This is a genomic window from uncultured Microscilla sp., from assembly GCF_947493425.1.
Lineage (GTDB): Bacteria > Bacteroidota > Bacteroidia > Cytophagales > Microscillaceae > Microscilla.
In genome coordinates, this window is record NZ_CANLRP010000095.1 from 13,166 (window position 1) to 32,809 (window position 19,644).

Sequence of the window (19,644 nt, forward strand, 5' to 3'; positions counted from 1 at the left end):
AATAATTAAAAATGTTTTTCTCTACTTTTTTTTAGAAATTTGTGGTAAGTATTAAATTAACCACAAAAAATGGCAAGAATAAAACGTATACATAGTGAGTCAAGTATGATTACCTCTACTGGGTACCACCCACATACCGAAACCCTCGAGTTGGTATTTTGTAATGGAGGAATTTACGAATATTATCAAGTCACCAACGATATTTACCAAGAGCTGGTCAATGCGTCATCGGTAGGCGAATATTTTAATACCCATATCAGACTCAAGTATCCCTATAGAAAGGTCAGGGATTAAACCGGGAAATTGTTTTCCAAATAATATTTCACCAAATAAGCGTGCGACAACGGTTTAGATACATTTTCTACATCCCCATTAGTTTCATAATCAAGCAAGATAATGGGGCATTGAGCAGCTTCATTTTTAATAAGTTGAAGCACATCGCTTACCTTATGGTCGAGCACCCAACGGTAGGCAGGCAAGTATATTTGCTTGCGTGCTGCTATATAAGACAATAAGTTATTGTTGTTTATGCCTGCTTGATGCCCCTTTACATTGCCAAACTTGCGTACTGTGCGTTTAAGCCCTTTCATAGTAGTTACTTCCAGTTTTTTTGTATCTATACCTACATTTTCAAACACTTTTAGTCCTTGCCATATTCCTTCTACCGACTGGGCAAAATGCCCTTCTGATAAAGGTACTGGAATACCTCCAATAGGATAAAATGGGCTCAGTTTTACAAAAGGCGCTGGAGCTTTAGATGTTACATCTATGATTTTATGCCCAGGATAATGTTTATCAAAGCTTGCTTGTAGAGTACTTTTATGTTTGACAATGATCATAGTAAATATTAACCAAAATAAGTTTCAAACAAAATAATCAAAGGGCGGGGACAGCGCGTTAGTTTGCCAGTTTTTTCGTCTACAAACACCAAAGTAGTTTGCGCAGTATTAAGCTTTTGCCCTTCTTCGTTGTACACCTCATAGTCAAAAATAATTTTAACATCTGGCATCTCTTTTACACTTACCTTTACAGTAATGAGATCGTCATATTTGGCAGGTTGAATGTAGCGGGTGGTAAGCTCGCGTACTGGCATCAAAATGCCTTGTTCTTCCAGGTTTTTATACCTAAATCCCAATTTGCGTAATGCCTCTACCCGTGCTACTTCAAAATAAGTAGCATAATTCCCGTAATACACATAGCCCATCTGATCGGTTTCGGCATACCGTACCCTCATTTTTACCTCGTGTTTATACATAGAGTTTCTTTAAAAAAGTTTAAATAGTTTATATCAGATATAGCCTGCAAATACCAAATAACATTGGTGTTTTATAGCAACCTTTTTTAGTTTGCTTCTCTGGCACTCATCTATGGTTACTTAATTTTGTATTTGCCCAAAAAACATTTAGATTGGGCTCAAATTGGGTTGCAATATAGTAAAAATATATACGCAACAACCATAAGCAAATCTAACGAAACATCCACAGGGTTTTTATTGTTTACTGTGCAAAACCAAAGCAAATAATAGTAAAAACAATAGTGGGTTAGTTATGTTCCATTGGACCCTTCCTTGATTTTTATTTATATTTGAAAACAAGTGAAGTGGTAGAATATATTGACTTTTTTGTAAATCTCCATTGGTTGGAGGAAAACATTTATACAAATGAATATTCACGAGTATCAAGGCAAGGGTATCTTGCGCAAATATGGTGTAGCCACTCCGGCGGGTCACGTGATCGAGAACCTGAGCCAGGCGAAAGATATTATCAAGAAAGTTCAGTCTGAAAGTGGCTCAGAAAAAGTAGTGGTGAAAGCTCAAATTCATGCAGGTGGTCGTGGAAAGGGTGGAGGAGTAAAGCTTGCTGACAACCTAGAGCAAGCGCTGGAGCACGCCGACAATATTTTGGGAATGCAACTGGTAACTCCACAAACTGGCGAAGAAGGCAAAAAAGTACACAAATTGTTGGTAGAGGAGAATGTGTATTACCCAGGCGAAGAAGAACCAAAAGAGTTTTACATGGGCATATTGCTTGACCGTAACACCAGCAAATTAGTTATTATGGCTAGTACAGAGGGTGGAATGGACATTGAAGAAGTGGCCGAGAAAACTCCTGAAAAAATTGTCAAAGAATGGATAGATCCCCGTGTAGGATTGCAGGCATTTCAGGCGCGTAAAGTAGCCTTTGCCTTAGGTCTGAAAGGTAAATCATTGAAAGAAGGGGTAAAGTTCATTTACGCACTTTATAAAGCCTATACAGACAGTGATGCTACTATGGTAGAAATCAACCCAATGTTGAAAACTTCTGATAGTCGTATTTTGGCAGCTGACTGTAAGATTGACTTAGACGACAACGCTTTGTATCGTCATGCTGATCTGGCAGAAATGCGCGATATTACCGAAGAAGACCCTTTTGAAGTAGAAGCCAAAGAGTCTGACCTAAATTATGTAAAACTAGACGGTAACGTAGGTTGTATGGTAAATGGTGCTGGCTTGGCAATGGCTACTATGGATATTATTAAGTTGTCGGGTGGTGAGCCTGCCAATTTTTTAGATGTAGGAGGTGGAGCTAACCCTAAAACTGTAGAAGCGGGCTTCCGTATCATCTTGAAAGACCCCAATGTAAAAGCCATTCTTATCAATATTTTTGGTGGTATTGTACGTTGCGACCGCGTAGCAAAAGGGGTAGTAGAAGCTTACAAAAACATTGGAGACATTCCAGTGCCTATTATTGTTCGTCTGCAAGGAACCAATGCCGAAGAAGGAGCTAAAATCATTGACGAATCTGGCTTGAAGGTAACCTCTGCCATTGTATTGAAGGATGCCGCTGACAAAGTAAAAGAAGTAATGGCTTAGTCTGTTGGTCTAGTTACTGACATGTAAGTTTATAATAAGAAAACCCCACAATTATCAAATTGTGGGGTTTTCTTGTGATACAATCACCATTACATTCTTTATTCATCTTCATACAACATCTTAATCAATGAGTTGCCAGGGAAATAATCCAGTGGATTGTTCAATACTTTGGGTAATTCTGCCAATAAATGACGAAGGTTCATACGTCCTTCTTGCCCCATTTTTTTCACGTAATCCATCTCTACAAATGCGCCACCCTGTGCACTTAAGTCTCCTCGTACTTTGGCACCAGCCGAAAGCTTACCACTGATGCCAAGCCCCAACGAACCCTCAATTCTGATCAGTGCAGTATCTACTTTATAACCATCCAGCACGTCATCCAACAAATTCATTAATTCAGGGGAGTCAGCCTTGCCAGCAAAAAAGTCCTGCAATGCCTTGAATGTTTGTGATACACTCTCAGAGTCTTTGCTTGCGTCATAAGCTTCTTTGCCTATTTTAAAAATCTTTTGCACAATCGCCATAAAATCAGGGCCAGTCATTTGTCCACCCAAATCAAGGTAGACAGCGTAGCTTCCTCCGAAGTTCTCAGCTTTCGACTTGGTTTTGTCAGACAATAGCGAACGAGTGCCTTGTTGTTTTCTTAAAAAGCCTTTTAGCTTTTTAGTAGCTCCACCTGTCAGCAACATTCGATTAAAGAATGATACCTTCTCAAATGCTTTTTTCATATCAGCAGCTTTGATGCTAATATTAGGCATTTGACGTTTTTTCAAACTGGCAAGAATCTGATTAGTGGGCAAAAGATTGGTCAGGTTAATATTAAAAGTTTGGTTATTGGCTGCACCTGCATACACTTGGTCTTCGCCCGATTTCTGATAAACCTTTAAATTAGTTTGGGTTTCTTTGCCTGCTTCCTGAGTAAACTGAAGTTCTACTCCAGCTCCACCACCAGAGGGAATCATTTGCAAAAACTGGCTCAAAAACGGAATAGGAATATTAATCATAGAAGTTACTTCCCCTTCCAAATATAGTGAGGTAATTGTTTTTTTGCCTTGGCTTTTTTGATCAACTCCACCTGCTATTTGTCCGCGTACTTGAGCACTGGCAAATACACTCAATAAGTTGAGCAAAGCCAGCGGGTCAAATTTCTTAGAACCAAGCACATCTACAAGTTTGGGAGCTGATCCCTGAAAATCACGGTCGCCTTCGCGTCCCCAGCCACTTGCTCCATATTGGGTATCTCCTCTTCCTTCGCGTCCTTGAAAATCATCTGAAGGGCGACGCACCCCTATACCCGCTTCAGCATCTGCCTGGGCAAATACGCCGACTTCTATGCGTTGACGAATACGGTATTGATCAGCATTTTGCTTGAGCAGGTTATTGATAGGCCTGGTCATCATGTTCATTTTCAACATGTTCGATAAAGCCGACTTACCCGCAAACATTAAAAATTGTGGAACGGGAATGTTAAACTCTTCGATGCCTGTGCCTTGAATACCTGCCTGGAAGTTGGCTCCTGCTTCGCCACCTATGCCAGCTCCAGGTTTGCCACCACTGCCAGTTTTGCCAATCATAGCTGAAGCGCCCACACCAGTATCAAAAGCCAGTGTACCTTGTTTTCGTACCAAAATGTTTACTGTATTTTCGTCTATACGTTTGAGATAACATATGGCCGAACCTCCTGTGTGTAGAGGTATCCCCCAAGTAATGCCCCCGTTAAGTTGTACTGCTACTCCCACGCCTACAGGCAATACCTTGTTGAGCAAATACACTGAGCCTTCTTCCATTTTGCCACTTACATACTCCGAGGCTTCAGTGGTCTTGTCACCTATGTAGTCTACTGCCTCTCCTGCGGCGTTCCAGGCACGCTCATACCAGGGTGGGTCAGTTTCTTTACGTTGTATTACTTCGCCAGATGGAGAGGAGTTTACATTTCCACGGTTTTCGTTATTATGATTATGTCCCCCCAGCTTGACCACATTTTTATGTTTACTGGAAACAGGAGCCTGTTTAGATTGGATGGGTGGCTGACCACTTTGGTTGCTCGTATGGGCTATATACCCTCCTTTTCGTTGTATTGTACCTATACCCTTCGCTGTTTTTTTTTGCTGAATGGTATGGTTTGAATTTTCTTGTTGATTTTTGTCCTGATTCTTAACAAGCTGACCTTTATTCATAAGTGTATTGTTATTGATTAGTATATTGTATATTAGCAGTCTACAAATTTAATGTAATAACTAATTGGTAAATGTTAAATATTAACATTTTATGTGAAAGTACTATGATATTTGATTGATGTACTGTGCCCACTTAGTAGCATTACAGTAATGAGTTTGTTGTTTTATTTTCAATGTAGTGAACCGTGCCCCAAACCTGTTTGACCGTTACACAGAAAATACACCATTTAAACAAAGTCCTATTGCTTAACTCAAAAAATGAGCGTTACAAAGGAAGAGAAAAGAAAATCAAGCTTATTGGACAAATGTATTGAAAAATTGCACGTATGTGCAAGTGCCTGATAATTAACTGTTTATATATTTTAGTGTACCCAGTTGTTGCTATAAATTTTGCTTTATGGCAACAATGTTTTGCTTTTCTGCGAAGATTAACCAGAGCAAGCTTCCGTAGTTATATAGATACCCCCCTTACTACCTAAATATAGCAAAGTTGCTATAAATTATTTGTCTTTTAGTTCCTCCCTTACTTTCATCAATATTTTACCCAAGCGGTTTTTACCTTTCCCATCCCCACCATCACCCCAATAAGCATCATTTTCAGTATGTTCTATCAAGGTTGCCTCTCCTGTGTCCAATAACAAATTTTGTAAGTCGGCATGTTGGGTAAATTTAGCCCTTACTGCCTCCATCATCACATTGTCTTTGATATGATCCCAGTTGTCACGAATCCTTACTTTACGGGTACGTCCCAGCTCTGCTGCTTTCATGGGACTGGCGGCTTTTCTTATCTTGGTTTCGTGGGGAGTTCCCGCAAATTTTTGTGCCTGAAAATAGTGTTCAGTAGTAGCCCACACTTTGCCCTTGAGTTTGATAGGGTAGGGGGCAAAATTAGAAAATTCGCCATAAGGCGCCCCTACACTGTAAAATTTGATAAGGTTATCCATAGAATATCAAATTTAACCAACAAGCTTTTTAAATTGCAGTAATTACCATCAAAAACTCACGGATTATGAAAATTGGTTATCAAGAACAGTTATTTATGATAATAGTAGGCATATTCCTGCTTATCACTGGTGTATGGGCATTGGGTAGTAAAAAAGGGTTATATGTATTTGGTAGTATTGCAGGCATTGTATTGGTGTTGGTAGCTTTGCAATACCTTAATCGTGGAAAAGCAATTGTTTTGAAACTACACCCTGGAGAAAAGGTATTGTTAGAAGAGGTAGGAGTGAAAACAAACCTAAAATATGCCAATAAATCTGAAATAGCTCCAGACTGTAAAGTAACCCTTACTAACTTACGGGTAATTGTGGGCAAACGGATTTTATTCAGCCCTGAGTATCGAGAGAGCTATCATTTTTATTTTACCGAAAGAAACAAACAAATTCCCTCACCTATTAATTTTACTGCAGTGATTGCTTCATTATCGGTAAACGATGTAAGTGTTAAGTCTCGTAAGGATAAACCTTTTATACATCTGAAAATTGCCTCAAATTTGGCATCTATGCAATATGCCGAGCTGTATATCGAGGGAGGAGAGAAGTTTATCAAAGAGTTGAAATAAAACTTAAAAAACGCCCTGTGTGCATCAAACTAAGTTGGATATATAATGGTGCAAACTCACATAACAGGGCGTTGTATTTATACAATGATTAAGTCCAGCGGAAAGCCATCTTAAGCCATTTCATTTTACCTTTGTAAGGAGCATACCGCAAAGGTACATCCAGCCAGGTTGCTTTCTTCATCACACTCTTTTGATGCGAAAACGTCTGAAAACTCGACCTGCCGTGGTAGCTCCCTATGCCACTGTCGCCCACCCCGCCAAAAGGCATGTTGGTATTGACCAAGTGCGCTACCGTATCGTTGATACACCCTCCACCAAAGCTTACATTTTCGGTAATATATTTTTGATGATCAGTATCTTCCGAAAACAAATACAAAGCTAAAGGCTTAGGATGATGTGCGATTTGTTGGGCAACTTCTTCGATGGTTTCAAACTCTAATATGGGCAATATAGGACCAAAAATCTCTTCTTGCATTACTTGGTCATTCCAGCTGAGTTGATCCAGCACAGTGGGGGCTATATATCGTTCTTTGTCATTAGTGTCGCCTCCTGTCAATATTCTGCCCTCCTTCAGGTAACCCACCAAACGTTTGTAATGATCTTGATTGATAATGCGTGGGTAATCAGGGCTTTGTTGAGGATCATCCCCATACATTGCCTTGATATGTTCTTTAAACAACTGCATAAAACGAGGCTTTACTGCCTTATGTACCAGCAAATAGTCGGGAGCCACACAGGTTTGTCCTCCATTCAAAAACTTACCCCAGGCGATGCGCTTGGCGGCAAGGTCAAGATTGGCGGTTTTGTCTATTATACAAGGGCTTTTACCCCCCAACTCTAGAGTAACAGGAGTAAGGTGTTGGGCAGCAGCTTGCATTACTATTTTGCCTACTCTTACACTTCCGGTAAAAAATATATAATCAAGTTTTTCGGTAAGTAACTTTTCGGCTACTTCTTTGCCCCCCTCTACTACCTTGATATGTGCTTCGTCAAAGTTTTCATTGATCATTTTTGCCATCACAACCGAGGTGTGCGAGGCAAGCTCTGAGGGTTTTACTATAGCACAATTGCCTGCTGCCAAGGCGCCCACCAAAGGGCCAAAAGTGAGTTGTAGGGGGTAGTTCCAGGCGCCCAAAATCAAACAAATACCATAGGGCTCTGAATAAATGTAGCTCCCAGAAGGGAAATTAAGCAACGAGCCACCAACTTTTTTTGCGCCCATCCACGATGCCAGGTTGCTTCGGGCGTGCTCTATTTCTCCCAACACAAAACCAATCTCAGTAGCATACGTCTCAAAAGGCGACTTTTTAAAATCTTTTTGTAAAGCCTCAACAATGGCTTCTTCATGTGTTTCTATTACTTCTTGTAGTTTGCGTAAACGCTCCAGCCTGAAGTCGTAGCTTTTGGTATTGCCTTGAGCAAAATAAGTACGTTGTTTATGGATCAAAGCTTTGGCATCCCACCCACTTTTGGCAGTACTTTTTTTAGTGGTGCCTCTGGTGGTTTTTTGGGCGGTTGTTTTACGAGTTGAATTTTTGGCTTCGGTGCTCATGAGTTTGTTATTGGAGATTGGGTTGGTTGTATTTGGTTATTCTAGTGCTTTGGGAACTAAGTAGTTTATACACTATTTCGAGTTTATTTTGGTGGCTGTCAAACCTCCAAAAAACGAGCATAGTCTAAGCTATGTGAGTTTTTTTAGGTGAAGTCAACAGGCAAAAGAAGCCGAAAGATGTGAAAGGAATTTAGTACCCAGAGCATTAGGCTATCGTTATTAATACAAGTATTAAGCTTTTGCTGCCTTCTTCGTTTTCGAAGTTTTGCTGTCTTTTTCTGGTAAAGCTTCCCCTTTTGGTCGTCCAATAAAATCCGCCATTGTGTCATAAATACCAAACAAAGTACCTCCCACAAAGTCAAATACACGTGTAGGTAATATACCACGCAAAATGGGTAGCAAGTTCACCGAACTTGGCGCACGCAATAGTATTTCATTACTTTTAATAGCTGAGATGATCTGGTTGGTTACATCATCAGCATCTAAGATAGGTGTAATCAATGGAGCCTTGGCACCGTCAAACATGCCAGTGTTGATATAGCTGGGGGTTACGGTAGTCACGTGTAAATCCGGACCAGTGCGTTCGAGTTCTATGCGTAAAGACTCTGACCAACCCAGTACGGCCCATTTACTGGCTGCGTATACCGACATCTTAGGGTTAGGTGTAAGCCCGGCAGCCGAGGCAATATTGATGATGTGTCCTGCTCCGGTTTCTATCATTCCGGGCAAAAACAAACGGGTGACATGCATGACCCCCATTACATTAATTTGCATGGTTTTGTCAATGTCGCGTGCTGTATGCTCATAAAATTGTTTGCCTACTACTACCCCTGCGTTATTAAACAGAATATCTATATTGCCTACTTCTGATAATACCTTGGCGGCTTGAGTTTCTATATCTTTGGTGACTGATACATCTACAATATAGGGCGATACATTGGCAAACCCTTTTTGTTTAAACTCATCCACTGTTTTGGTTAAGTTTTCCTGGTTAATGTCCCAAATAACCAAATGAGAAGCACCCTCTTTCAGGCATTTTTCGCCTAGTATTTTACCAATACCGTTGGCTCCTCCAGTAATCAATATATTCTTGTCTTTTATCTTAGTCATGATAATACATTATTTAAAGTGATGGTATAATATAACTGGCTATTATTCATTTTATGACTATTAGTCAAGTATTTATGTGCCAAACACTGAATGCAGAAAATAGATTCTTTATTCAGTGTTTTTGATGTTTACTTTATGGCTTTAAAGATTTTTCGAGAAGTAAAAAGTAAGTCTCCAGCAAGTGTTCAGCACCTACTGTAAAATAGTGATCAATGATCTCTTTCTTCTTTTTAATCATTTGCAAAAAACCAGTAAACTGGCTCCACAATACAAACGCCGATTCTACTGGATTGATATTAGGATCAATGCTGCCATCATTCCGTCCTCGTTCCAGTGCATCAATGAGTATTTGCATCACTCGATTACCGGCTTTTACCGACTTACCCGATTCTACTTCCAGGTTGTCCAGGTCAAACTCATCGTCTTGATAAGACAAAATAGCATTAAAGTACCCATCTTCTTCCTGAGAAAACTTATAATAAGCCATCGTGATTTTTTTGAGGCTGTCATAAGCATTCTCTTCTTCATTGGTTTCTTCTTTGAGTTTTTGCTCCAGCAGTATAAAACCACGCAATAAAACTGCCCGATAGAGTTCTTCTTTGTTTTTAAAGTACAAGTATAAGGTACCTTTACTAAACTCAGCTTCTTTGGCTATGCTGTCCATAGAGGTGTTAGATAAACCCTGTCGGAAGAAAATCTTCTCTGCAGCATCTAAAATAGCATTTCGCCTTTGTTTTTTTTCTCTTTCTTTTCTTTCAAGAACTCCCATATTACTCTGTAACGATTTTAAAATGACCAGTGGTCATTTTTAGCACATAAAGTTAATTGTTTACGCTTATTTGCAAAATAAAAATATGAAAAAAAACTGAAACCATTGCACTCAATCAGTATCAATCCCTTCTTTTTGAGTTTAAACCAAATAATTGTGATATTGCCGCCTCAATACACATGTCCGATCATTCATTTAACATAACTATCATCATGAAAAATATAGCAGTCATTGGCTCTGGTACAATGGGGAATGGAATTGCCCACGTATTTGCCCAAAACGATTATAAAGTAAACCTGATTGATATTAATTCAGAAGCTTTGGAAAGAGCATTGGCTACCATTTCAAAGAATTTGGATCGTCAAGTAAAAAAAGAAAAAATTGACGAAGCTAAAAAAACAGCTACTTTGGGCAACATTACTACCTATACTAACCTTGAAGAGGGAGTAAAAGCCGTAGATTTAGTGGTAGAAGCTGCTACTGAGAATATAGATATTAAGCTCAAAATTTTTCAAGACATAGATAAATATGCACCCGAAAACTGCATACTTGCCAGCAATACCTCTTCTATTTCTATTACTAAGATTGCTGCAGTAACCAAACGCCCCGAAAAAGTGATTGGGATGCACTTTATGAACCCCGTGCCCGTAATGAAACTGGTAGAGGTAATCAATGGCTATTCTACCTCTAAAGAAACGACCAATGCAGTGTTGGAAGCTTCTAAAAGAGTAGGCAAAATACCTACCTCTGTCAATGATTATCCTGGTTTTGTGGCAAACCGTATATTATTGCCCATGATCAATGAGGCAATCTATGCTTTGTTTGAAGGGGTAGGCGGAGTAGAAGAAATAGACACCGTGATGAAACTGGGCATGGCACACCCTATGGGGCCCTTACAACTGGCCGACTTCATTGGCTTAGATGTTTGTTTGTCTATTTTGCGGGTAATGCACGATGGTTTGGGTAACCCAAAATATGCTCCGTGCCCGTTGTTAGTAAATATGGTAGAAGCCGGGCACCTGGGTGCTAAGTCTGGAGTAGGTTTTTATGACTACTCAAAAGGAATGAAAGAAGCCTTTGTGGCAGCACGATTTAGCAACTAATTGATAGAATAGTCCACAGCCCCGATAGGGCTCAGCTTTTAGTTGCACCCTGTCAGGACTGTGAACCATTGCTATTTTTGATACACCAACTTGCCACGCAAATAGGTCTGTACTACCTGAGTTTGCCCTATCGTATTGGGCGAAATACTAAAGATGTCTCTGTCCAATACAATCAAGTCGGCTTCTTTGCCTACCTCTATAGTACCTACCTTGTTTTCTTGCCGCATAGTATACGCCGCATTGATGGTATAAGCTTTTACTGCTTCTTCCAGGCTAATTTCTTGGGGGCTGCGTGTCACCGCGTTTTGCATTCCTACAAATGGGTTAAGCGTGCTTACGTCCCAATCGCTACTTAAAGTTAGTCGGGCTTTGGCATTTACCAAGTTTTTCAAAGGCACCAAATCATTGGCTAAAGCAGTGCCTACCAATGCAGCATTTTCGCTCCAGTGGTCGGGATGGGTAAAGCTACCTGCCACCTGACAGTCTGCCGTTACATTCAAAGCATTGAACCTTGCCAAATCGCTGGTTTGCACCATTTCAAGGTGGGTGAGGCGGTGTCTGCCTTGGGCTGTGCCCGATTTTTCAATGGCATTCAATGCTTCTGTAGTGCCACGGTTGCCAATAGAATGAATAAAGAAGTCGAACCCGGTAGACTCAAGTTGAGCAATATAACTAGCCAAACGTGCTTGTGTAAAGTAGTTTAAGCCATTGCCAATGCCATTGCCCAAAACATCTTGCTGGTAGTTGGTATGCAAAGCCGCAGTAGTATTATGTAGAATACCATCCATGTATAGTTTTATCTGATTGATATGTAGCAACTTGGCGTCATCGTTTGAGTACAAGCTTTTCAGGGTTTGTATTTGCGAGCCATCGTCTTCGGTAGGGTATGCCCATAGCGCCAACGTAATACGAGCTGTCAGTTTGCCTTCTGCTTCTATGCGTTGCCATACCTTATGATAATTTCTTTTCCAGAAGGTACGTGCTTCACAAGCCGATGTAATTCCATATTTTGCCATTTCGGGGAGAGCAAAACCCACCAATCCTTGGTAGTCAGTTTCTTCCTTGGCATTGGTAGCTTTCAGGGCGGCCTCAGCCAGCAATTCTCCAGCGTTGTCTATCAATAAACCATTGGGTACTCCATTATCCTCACGCCCAATAATACCCCCTTGTGGGTCAGGGGTAAGTTGCGTAATGCCCAATACCTCAAGTGCTTTAGAATTACACCAAAACGAGTGCGAGGTTTGCTCCATGATACCTATAGGGCGGGTATTGCTTATCTCATCTAAAATTAACCGAGGCGCACGAGTAGCCGCCAAAATAGTTGTGAGTGAATGTCCAGCCCCTAATAGCCAATCTGCGCCTGGGTTATCTTTGACTGCTTGCTTGATGGTGGCAGCGTAGTTTTCAGGGTTGGTTTCAGTATTACTAAGGCTGAACTTAAAGTTGTTGGTGCTGGCTTCGAGCGGGTGCATATGCACATCATGTAGCCCTGGCATCATCATTTGCCCTTGCAAGTCAATGACCTGAGCCTGAGCAGAAGCCTGCGCTTTTGCCTGCGCAGTTGTGCCTACATAAGCAATTATTCCGTCTTTTACCAACACCGCTTCTGCCCATAGTGCAGCATCATTTACAGTGTATATTTTGCCATTGATAAAAAGTTTTTCGCTGGCATCTTGTACTTGGGGTTGGGCATCCTTTTTACAAGCGCTTGCCCCAAATAAAACTATAGCAAGACACGCCTGAACGATATAGGTGAATATTTTCATAATTCTGTTTTTTCGATAAACAACTATGTTCTAATGCTAATTACGCGTAACACAGGCACAAGAAAAAAAATATTCTATGAACCCAACCAATTGTTACCTGAACGGGCTTATTGAGCGAATCAGTGGCTATAAAAAGCCAAAGCTTATTTCATTCCCTATAATTAGGCATTCGCACCTTAAAATGCTTTACTGAGAGAAAAAATACAAAAAATTGTGGAGTTATGCTTATAATGACCTGATAAAATCACAAGTAAATGAAAAAAACTTTACAACATGTTCGCTGGCTTGATCAAGTGCTCTTTTGGCTATTTGTTTATCTATTTATTCTTAATGATTATTTTCATGATACCTCTTTGGCAGAGTCGTGGCATTGGGCATTGCTTGAGCTAAGCTTTCATGCAACCGTTGTGTATACCCATTACTTGGTTTTGTTACCCAAATTATTGCAAGCCAAGCATTATTTAAGCTATAGTTTAAGCTTGGCAGGGGTGTTTGGAGTGTTTACAAGTCTATTGGTATATAGCGGCTTGGGCGAGTTGTTATTGCTGGAAGTGTCAGCCAATAACCTGATAATGATGCTATTGACTACTTTTTTGCTGGTAGCTTTTTCTTACTTGTATTGGTATTACAAGCAATGGTTTGTCAAAACCAACGAAGCGCTCATGCTTAAAAGCCAACAGTTAGAAACAGAACTACAGCTGCTCAAAAGCCAAATAAGTCCTCATTTTCTGTTCAACACCTTAAACAATATTTACAGCCTATGCCAACAAAAACACGACCATGCGGCATTGATGGTGACCCGCCTGGCAGTCATATTACGTTACCTGATTTATGATGGAGCACAAGCAGTAGTGCCTTTGCATAAAGAGGTGACAATGATTGACAATTACATTCAGCTACAGTTGCTCAAAAAGAGTGAATCGCAAAATATAGATTTGTATACCGAAGGAGTGGACAGTCGCCACCAAATTGCCCCGCTTATCCTCATCAATTTTGTAGAAAACAGCTTCAAGCACAGTAATTTTTTCAATGATGCCAACGCTTGGATAAAGGTAAGCATTTGTATAGAAACTGAGAATAAACTGGTGGTAGAGGTGATCAATAGTGTGACAAGGTCTGCCTTAAGCAAAACTAAAATGAGTGGTATTGGCTTGACCAACTCAAAGCGTCAACTGGCGTTGCATTATCCACAAGCGCATGAGTTAAAAATAGTACAACACAATGATTCATTTCAGGTAAATTTGTATATTCAGCTTGACAGTTGACATTAGAAAAAACACCCTCATGTTGTACAAGTGTATCATTATCGATGACGAACCTCTTGCCAGAGAGTTGTTGGAAGGTTATATCCAACAAGTTCCTTTTTTGCAGTTAGAGCAAACTTTTGCTTCAGCCATCGAAGCTAGTCTCACAATTCATTCTCAAACTATAGATTTGATATTTTTAGATATTGAAATGCCTCATCTCAATGGTTTAGATTTTTTGCGTAACCTAAAACACCCCCCCGCCATTATATTTACTACGGCTTATGCCGAATATGCTCTTGAGGCTTTTAATCTTAATGTAGTAGACTACCTGCTTAAGCCTATCATATTTAATCGGTTTTTTCAGGCGGTCAATAAGGTGATTAAGAGCGCACCAGAGGCAATCAATGACCCTATTCCAATGACTAACTCTAATGCTTTGGAAACCAATTCAGTAGAGAATGAAACTTATTTTTTTATCAAAACAGATCATAAAATTGTCAAAGTGCTCGCTCACGACATTTTATTTATAGAAGGCTTACAAAAGTATGTGAAAATACACTTACCCAACGAGGTTCTTATTAGCTTGACATCACTTAGTCATTTGCTTGACAAACTACCCTCAAGTAATTTTACCCGTATCCATCGTTCTTACATCATCAATATTGCCCACATTGACAGTATTCAGGGCAATACTATTACTATCCAAAACCATCATTTACCATTGAGCCAAGGCAACCGAAGTGCCTTTTATGATTTGATTGCGAGTAAGCGTTTGGATGGGTAGACTTATGCGCTTAACTTTAATAGTAATTGATATTTATCTTCAAGCATTGCCATATTAGCCTCAGACAATTCACTTTTTAGGTTTTTTAATTGTTGATAAGGTTTATTGAAAGCCTCCTTGTCTTGGTGTTGTCCATAAGAAGTACCAAAGTTTTATGCAACATTGACATAACACTAGATTTTTAGGGTCAAGTTTAAGAGCTTGTTTAAAGTAGGCTAAACCTTCCTCAGCCTCGTTTTCTTGAGCAAGTTCTGGTGCCATACTCCATACAATGAGCCCCATCATATTTAAAGCATCCGCTTTTATATTATCATTAGTTTTTGGAGTTTGAGTGATTTGCTAAAGGTATCATTGACCCTCTTTTTTCTTACATGCGTATTAGAGTGATTGCTGGATAGCAAAAGTAAATAAGTTACAAACTGTTTTTGGAGTTTTGCAAGGTAACTCGTGCCTTATAAGCCTCTGAATCATTGACTCATCATTTCTCTCAAAAATTCCCTACCTTTACTTATTCTTTTTTGAACAATACGCTTATAAATATGCCCGAATTTAAAACCTTGCCCGAAGCCCTTGATTGGTTTTTTGAGAATGTGTTTCCTCATTTGCCAACTGAAGACAAAAGAAAACTCAAGGATGTGAAATATGATCACTACAAGCGAGCCACAAATGTGTCGGCAAATCGTATTCGACGGGTGCTCAACACTTATGGTAAGGTAGAAACCTTTCACCGTTTTGAGGGAGGGAAAACAGATAAATAAAAGGTCGTATTATTTTTATTAATACGACTTAATTACTATATTTGCATATATAAAAACAGCCCCGAAGTGCTTGTCTGGAAAACTTCACCTCGAGGCTTTGGTTACATTATTAAACATAACAATATGCAAGTTAGTCAAAATACCCCAACCCAACAACCTGCGTTGCCCGCAAACATTTTCAATGCCGCAAGCATCAAGTTGTGGCAACAAAGCCTACAGGCTCGTTTAGAAAAACTTTGGTTCGACGCTGAAGAGCCTTTACAGTTGCATCATGAGGCAGTCGCCCAAGTACACATCAGCGACAAGCTAGAGCTGTTGGCAAACGAAGCCCGTTGTTTGAGCAATGAATTGAAAATGTGTGCGGCTTTGCAAAAAATGATGAAAATTTAGCCTGCAAATCACCAGCAGGTGTCAGGTTAAATGGAGCTAAAGTGGTAGGGGCAATGCCTTGGTAGTTGCTCTACCACCATTGTTTTTTACGATAAATATTATTTGAAAGCCCACTGTTTTTAGTAGTGGGATGAAAAATAATTGCCCGTGAAAGGGGCAGATTTGGTGTCAAACCATTTTTTGGTTTTCAATATATTTTTTGATGGTTTTTTCTGAAATATGCCCTACTGATTCAATATAGTATGACCTTGTCCAAAGTGTTGGAAGTCTACTTTTTAGTTGGGGAAATTCTTGCCTCAAATGGCGACTAGTGTAGCCCTTAAGTTGCCCAATAATGAAATGAGGAGCATCTACAGGCTTCGCTTTGATGAAAAGATGCACATGGTCTGTCATAATCTCCATTGTTTCTATTTCAATGCCCAAATCTTTAGCCTTTGAAAGCAAAAGCTCTTTGAGCCTTGTTTGTATTTCCTGAGTTAGGACTTTCCTGCGGTATTTTGGACACCAAATGATATGATAGCCTAGGTTGTAGACACTATTTTTAGAGCTTTTCCAGCGTTTTTCCATAGCTTAAATATAGTATTTATTTGTCAGATAAATAATATTTCCTTCGTATATTGCATTATGCTCCAAGTAGTGAAGACATACAAATACAAGCTCCGAAATTTGTCGGCTACCCAAACTCAAAAATTGAGTAGTTGGGTAGGTGCTTGTCGGTTTGTGTACAACCTTGCTTTGGAGACAAAACAATACGCCTACAAAGCCTACGGGGTTAACTTGTCTCGCTTTGATTTGGATAAGGAGCTCAAAACCCTCAAGGATGTAGAGTGGATTAAAGATGTCCCTTCTCAAAGCCTCCAGGATGTGCTTCAAAGGCTTGAGAAAGCCTATCAATCTTTCTTTAAAGGTGGTGGCTTTCCCAAATGGGCAAAGAAAGGAAAGTACAACTCCATCACTCTGAAGTCAGTCACCCGTGACAACTGTGAGGCTGGTCGTTTTGTTCTTCCAAAGCTGGGTGAGGTCAAAACCTTCTACTCACGAGAAATCCCTAAAAAAGCCAAACTTAAGCGAGCAACCATCATCAAAGAATCGGATGGTTTCTACATTTCTATTATGTTCTCAACGACCACCCAACCACTTCCCAGCAATAACCAAACTGTGGGATTGGATTGGGGGATAGAACATTTTCTAACCACTTCAGGTGGCGAACACATTGCCAATCCGCGTCTTTTTCAGCACTACCAAAACAAGCTTAGGATTGAACAACGAAGCCTTTCCCGCAAAAAGAAAGGCGGGAGCAACTTCAAGAAGCAAGCCCGAAAACTTGCCAAACTTCAGGCTAAAATTGCCCGTATTCGCAACGATTTTCAACACAAAGTCAGCACAGGCTTAATTCTCAAATATGGCTCTATTGCGGTTGAAAACCTCAAAGTTCGCAATATGACTGGTAGCGCCAAAGGAACCACCGAAGCACCTGGAAAGAATGTCAAAGCCAAATCAGGTCTTAATCGCTCTATTCTGGACACGGCGCCTTCTATGTTTTTGGATAAGCTAGAATACAAATCGAAATGGCACGGGCGAACTTTTGTCAAGGTAAACCCAAAGTATACTTCCCAAGTATGCTCTGAATGTGGGCACAAAGACAAAGAAAGCAGGAAAACACAAGCTAAATTTGTGTGTACATCTTGTGGCACAAAATTAAACGCAGATGTCAATGCTGCAAAAAATATTGAGGCAAGGGCTTTTGCCTCTATCCGTTAACGTGAACCATTAGGTTGTGCGTTGGGTGAGAATCCCCTCTGCTTTAGCTTGGGGAGTAGTCAATACTCTGCCACCCTCACCGAGTCAATGATAATGTCTTCGGCTGGCCACTCCGACTTCTTCGTTTTCACTGCGGCAATTTTGTCTAGCACATCAAATCCTTCCAATAGTTCGCCAAACACCGTATGCTTGCCGTCTAGTGAGGGCACCCCGCCAATATTGGTATATGCCTGCATTTGTGCCTGGGTAAAGTGAAGCTTCTCTTTTTGTGCCATATTGTTGAGCGTGGGCACATTGTACTTGGTGCCTTGCACTATATAAAAATTATAAGGATTAGAACGCTTCATGGGGTTGTTTTCGTACATTCGTGCTGTAGCAAGTGCCCCACGTTTATGAAAAAAACGGTTGGGCTTTATTTCGTGCGGTATGCGATAACTGCCTATAATGCCCTTAAGTTTGATGCGGTGTAAACCACCACCACCACCACCTTGTATCATAAAATCTTTGACCACCCTATGAAACTGGGTACGGTCGAAATACTTGATTTTGGTCAATCTGATAAAGTTTGCCCTATGCAAAGGTGTTTCTTTGTAGAGCTTGAGCTTAAGGTTGCCCATTCGGGTATAAATCATGACTACATTTTCGGGGTGGGTTTCTCCATATTTTTTGAGTTCTTCTTCCACATTTTTTTGGGTAAGCGTAACACTTGGCAGGTTAAACATTTGCCCCTTCTTTTTTTTCTTTTGCTGCCCTTTCTTTTTTTCGGTCACTTCCAGTTCTTCATCATAAGCACTATAAGAGGCATTGGTAGTTTTTTTTTCGCTTTTGCCACAACTACACAACAAGGTAACTAGCAGCATTGCCCACAAAACAGGGGGAGTAAACAAATGATTCATTTTTTTTGGTTCAGGTTTTTGTAATATTACAAAATGGTAATTTTCAACAAATTTAAAATAAATTAAAGACATTATGGCGAGCTTATACCTGGTACGACACGGACAAGCATCTTTTATGAAAAGCAACTATGACCAACTCTCTGACTTGGGCAAAACTCAGGCAAACCATTTGGGCGAATATTTGACAAAAGCGGGGCTTCAGTTTGACATTGCCTGGCAAGGCGATTTGCAACGCCACCGTCAAACCAGCGAAGGGATTATAGAAAAATATGCCCTCAGTGCGGGGTTTCCTAAGGTGTTTACCAATGCCGATTTTAATGAGCACCAAGGCGCCAGCATTTTTAATAAAATATTGCCCCAACTTATGGCCGATGCTCCTGAACTACAGGAGGCTATGGAGCAAAAAGGTAAAAATGACCCTGAAGTACGCAAAAGTATTTTGAAATTGTTTTTTCAATCGTTGAAGAAATGGGCAAAAGGCGAGCTTGGTTTAGAGGGGTATGAACCTTTTGTCGACTTTAAGGCACGTTGTCAACGGGCTTATCAAACTTTACTGAATGGAATGGAAGGCAAAAGTTCGGGCATTGTTATATCATCGGGTGGCACCATTGGAGTACTCACTGGGTTGTTGTTGGGTATTAGCGACGAAAAAATGATGGAGCTCAACTGGCAGGTAATGAACACCTCTTTTACCGAGTTTCAGTATAACAAAGGACAGTTTTATCTCAAGAGTTTCAACAACATTCCTCACTTGGCTACTCCAGCACTGGTTACTTACGTATAAACTGCTTCTACAGGGTTGTATAGCTTGCCACACCACAACATTCACAGTCTGGCTATACTCTACCCGACGGTTTTTCAGGGTTGGAAGTTTTGGTTCCATTTTTCATGAGCAACCGCTATTACCTTAAATAAT

20 protein-coding genes are annotated in these 19,644 nt (G+C 40.2%); 10 read left to right on the plus strand and 10 right to left on the minus strand.

The window, feature by feature from the left end:
- Positions 1–69 precede the first annotated feature (69 nt).
- A complete protein-coding gene (locus Q0954_RS21165; protein ID WP_299460035.1) occupies positions 70–294 on the plus strand; it encodes a KTSC domain-containing protein in 225 nt (74 codons plus the stop codon).
- Here the strand turns inward: Q0954_RS21165 and Q0954_RS21170 are convergent.
- On the minus strand, positions 291–839 hold the full coding sequence (locus Q0954_RS21170) for a hypothetical protein (RefSeq protein ID WP_299460038.1): 549 nt from the start codon (positions 837–839) through the stop codon (positions 291–293). The genes Q0954_RS21165 and Q0954_RS21170 overlap by 4 nt on opposite strands.
- A gap of 8 nt (positions 840–847) precedes the next feature.
- Positions 848–1,255 (minus strand): thioesterase family protein, encoded by a 408-nt coding sequence (locus Q0954_RS21175; RefSeq protein WP_299460041.1) that lies wholly within the window; start codon positions 1,253–1,255, stop codon positions 848–850.
- Between the two features lie 405 nt (positions 1,256–1,660).
- On the opposite strand from Q0954_RS21175, the gene sucC reads away from it, so the two are divergent.
- Positions 1,661–2,851 (plus strand): ADP-forming succinate--CoA ligase subunit beta, encoded by a 1,191-nt coding sequence (gene sucC, locus Q0954_RS21180; protein ID WP_299460043.1) that lies wholly within the window; start codon positions 1,661–1,663, stop codon positions 2,849–2,851.
- Between the two features lie 98 nt (positions 2,852–2,949).
- Here the strand turns inward: sucC and Q0954_RS21185 are convergent, their stop codons facing one another.
- Together Q0954_RS21185 and Q0954_RS21190 are read right to left on the minus strand one after the other, a co-directional pair.
- Entirely contained in the window at positions 2,950–5,028 is a 2,079-nt protein-coding gene (locus Q0954_RS21185; RefSeq protein ID WP_299460046.1) for a hypothetical protein, read from the minus strand.
- Positions 5,029–5,528: 500 nt separating this feature from the next.
- Positions 5,529–5,972: an NADAR family protein gene (locus Q0954_RS21190; protein WP_299460048.1), complete on the minus strand. Its 444-nt coding sequence runs from the start codon at positions 5,970–5,972 to the stop codon at positions 5,529–5,531.
- A gap of 65 nt (positions 5,973–6,037) precedes the next feature.
- On the opposite strand from Q0954_RS21190, the gene Q0954_RS21195 reads away from it, so the two are divergent.
- Entirely contained in the window at positions 6,038–6,592 is a 555-nt protein-coding gene (locus Q0954_RS21195; RefSeq protein ID WP_299460051.1) for a hypothetical protein, read from the plus strand.
- Positions 6,593–6,680: 88 nt separating this feature from the next.
- On the opposite strand, the gene Q0954_RS21200 is transcribed toward Q0954_RS21195, so the two are convergent.
- From Q0954_RS21200 to Q0954_RS21210, 3 genes are all read right to left on the minus strand, one after another.
- On the minus strand, positions 6,681–8,144 hold the full coding sequence (locus Q0954_RS21200) for an aldehyde dehydrogenase (protein ID WP_299460054.1): 1,464 nt from the start codon (positions 8,142–8,144) through the stop codon (positions 6,681–6,683).
- A gap of 231 nt (positions 8,145–8,375) precedes the next feature.
- Positions 8,376–9,254, minus strand: coding sequence for an SDR family oxidoreductase (locus Q0954_RS21205; protein ID WP_299460057.1), 879 nt, complete (start codon positions 9,252–9,254; stop codon positions 8,376–8,378).
- 133 nt (positions 9,255–9,387) lie between these two features.
- Complete coding sequence (locus Q0954_RS21210; protein ID WP_299460059.1) at positions 9,388–10,023, minus strand: TetR/AcrR family transcriptional regulator; 636 nt, start codon at positions 10,021–10,023, stop codon at positions 9,388–9,390.
- A gap of 212 nt (positions 10,024–10,235) precedes the next feature.
- On the opposite strand from Q0954_RS21210, the gene Q0954_RS21215 reads away from it, so the two are divergent.
- Positions 10,236–11,126 (plus strand): 3-hydroxybutyryl-CoA dehydrogenase, encoded by an 891-nt coding sequence (locus Q0954_RS21215; protein ID WP_299460062.1) that lies wholly within the window; start codon positions 10,236–10,238, stop codon positions 11,124–11,126.
- 71 nt (positions 11,127–11,197) lie between these two features.
- Here the strand turns inward: Q0954_RS21215 and Q0954_RS21220 are convergent, their stop codons facing one another.
- On the minus strand, positions 11,198–12,892 hold the full coding sequence (locus Q0954_RS21220; RefSeq protein WP_299460065.1) for an amidohydrolase: 1,695 nt from the start codon (positions 12,890–12,892) through the stop codon (positions 11,198–11,200).
- Positions 12,893–13,146: 254 nt separating this feature from the next.
- On the opposite strand from Q0954_RS21220, the gene Q0954_RS21225 reads away from it, so the two are divergent.
- The 4 genes from Q0954_RS21225 to Q0954_RS21240 all read left to right on the plus strand — a co-directional run bounded on the left by Q0954_RS21225 (position 13,147) and on the right by Q0954_RS21240 (position 16,071).
- Positions 13,147–14,157 carry a sensor histidine kinase gene (locus Q0954_RS21225; protein ID WP_299460067.1) on the plus strand — a complete coding sequence of 337 codons (1,011 nt, stop codon included), beginning with the start codon at positions 13,147–13,149 and terminating at the stop codon, positions 14,155–14,157.
- 19 nt (positions 14,158–14,176) lie between these two features.
- Positions 14,177–14,923 carry a LytTR family DNA-binding domain-containing protein gene (locus Q0954_RS21230; protein ID WP_299460069.1) on the plus strand — a complete coding sequence of 249 codons (747 nt, stop codon included), beginning with the start codon at positions 14,177–14,179 and terminating at the stop codon, positions 14,921–14,923.
- Positions 14,924–15,462: 539 nt separating this feature from the next.
- Positions 15,463–15,681, plus strand: a complete 219-nt coding sequence (locus tag Q0954_RS21235; protein WP_299460071.1) for a hypothetical protein — start codon at positions 15,463–15,465, stop codon at positions 15,679–15,681.
- 123 nt (positions 15,682–15,804) lie between these two features.
- On the plus strand, positions 15,805–16,071 hold the full coding sequence (locus tag Q0954_RS21240; RefSeq protein ID WP_299460073.1) for a hypothetical protein: 267 nt from the start codon (positions 15,805–15,807) through the stop codon (positions 16,069–16,071).
- Between the two features lie 168 nt (positions 16,072–16,239).
- Here Q0954_RS21240 and tnpA read toward each other — a convergent pair whose 3' ends face one another.
- The gene (tnpA, locus tag Q0954_RS21245; RefSeq protein WP_299460075.1) at positions 16,240–16,638 is read right to left on the minus strand and encodes an IS200/IS605 family transposase; all 399 of its coding nucleotides are present in this window, start codon (positions 16,636–16,638) and stop codon (positions 16,240–16,242) included.
- A 69-nt stretch (positions 16,639–16,707) separates the two neighbouring features.
- Between tnpA and Q0954_RS21250 the strand changes: the two genes are divergently transcribed.
- Complete coding sequence (locus Q0954_RS21250) at positions 16,708–17,832, plus strand: RNA-guided endonuclease TnpB family protein (protein ID WP_299460077.1); 1,125 nt, start codon at positions 16,708–16,710, stop codon at positions 17,830–17,832.
- 59 nt (positions 17,833–17,891) lie between these two features.
- On the opposite strand, the gene Q0954_RS21255 is transcribed toward Q0954_RS21250, so the two are convergent.
- Complete coding sequence (locus Q0954_RS21255; protein WP_299460079.1) at positions 17,892–18,728, minus strand: peptidylprolyl isomerase; 837 nt, start codon at positions 18,726–18,728, stop codon at positions 17,892–17,894.
- Between the two features lie 73 nt (positions 18,729–18,801).
- On the opposite strand from Q0954_RS21255, the gene Q0954_RS21260 reads away from it, so the two are divergent.
- A complete protein-coding gene (locus Q0954_RS21260; protein WP_299460081.1) occupies positions 18,802–19,512 on the plus strand; it encodes a histidine phosphatase family protein in 711 nt (236 codons plus the stop codon).
- Positions 19,513–19,644: the final 132 nt, after the last annotated feature.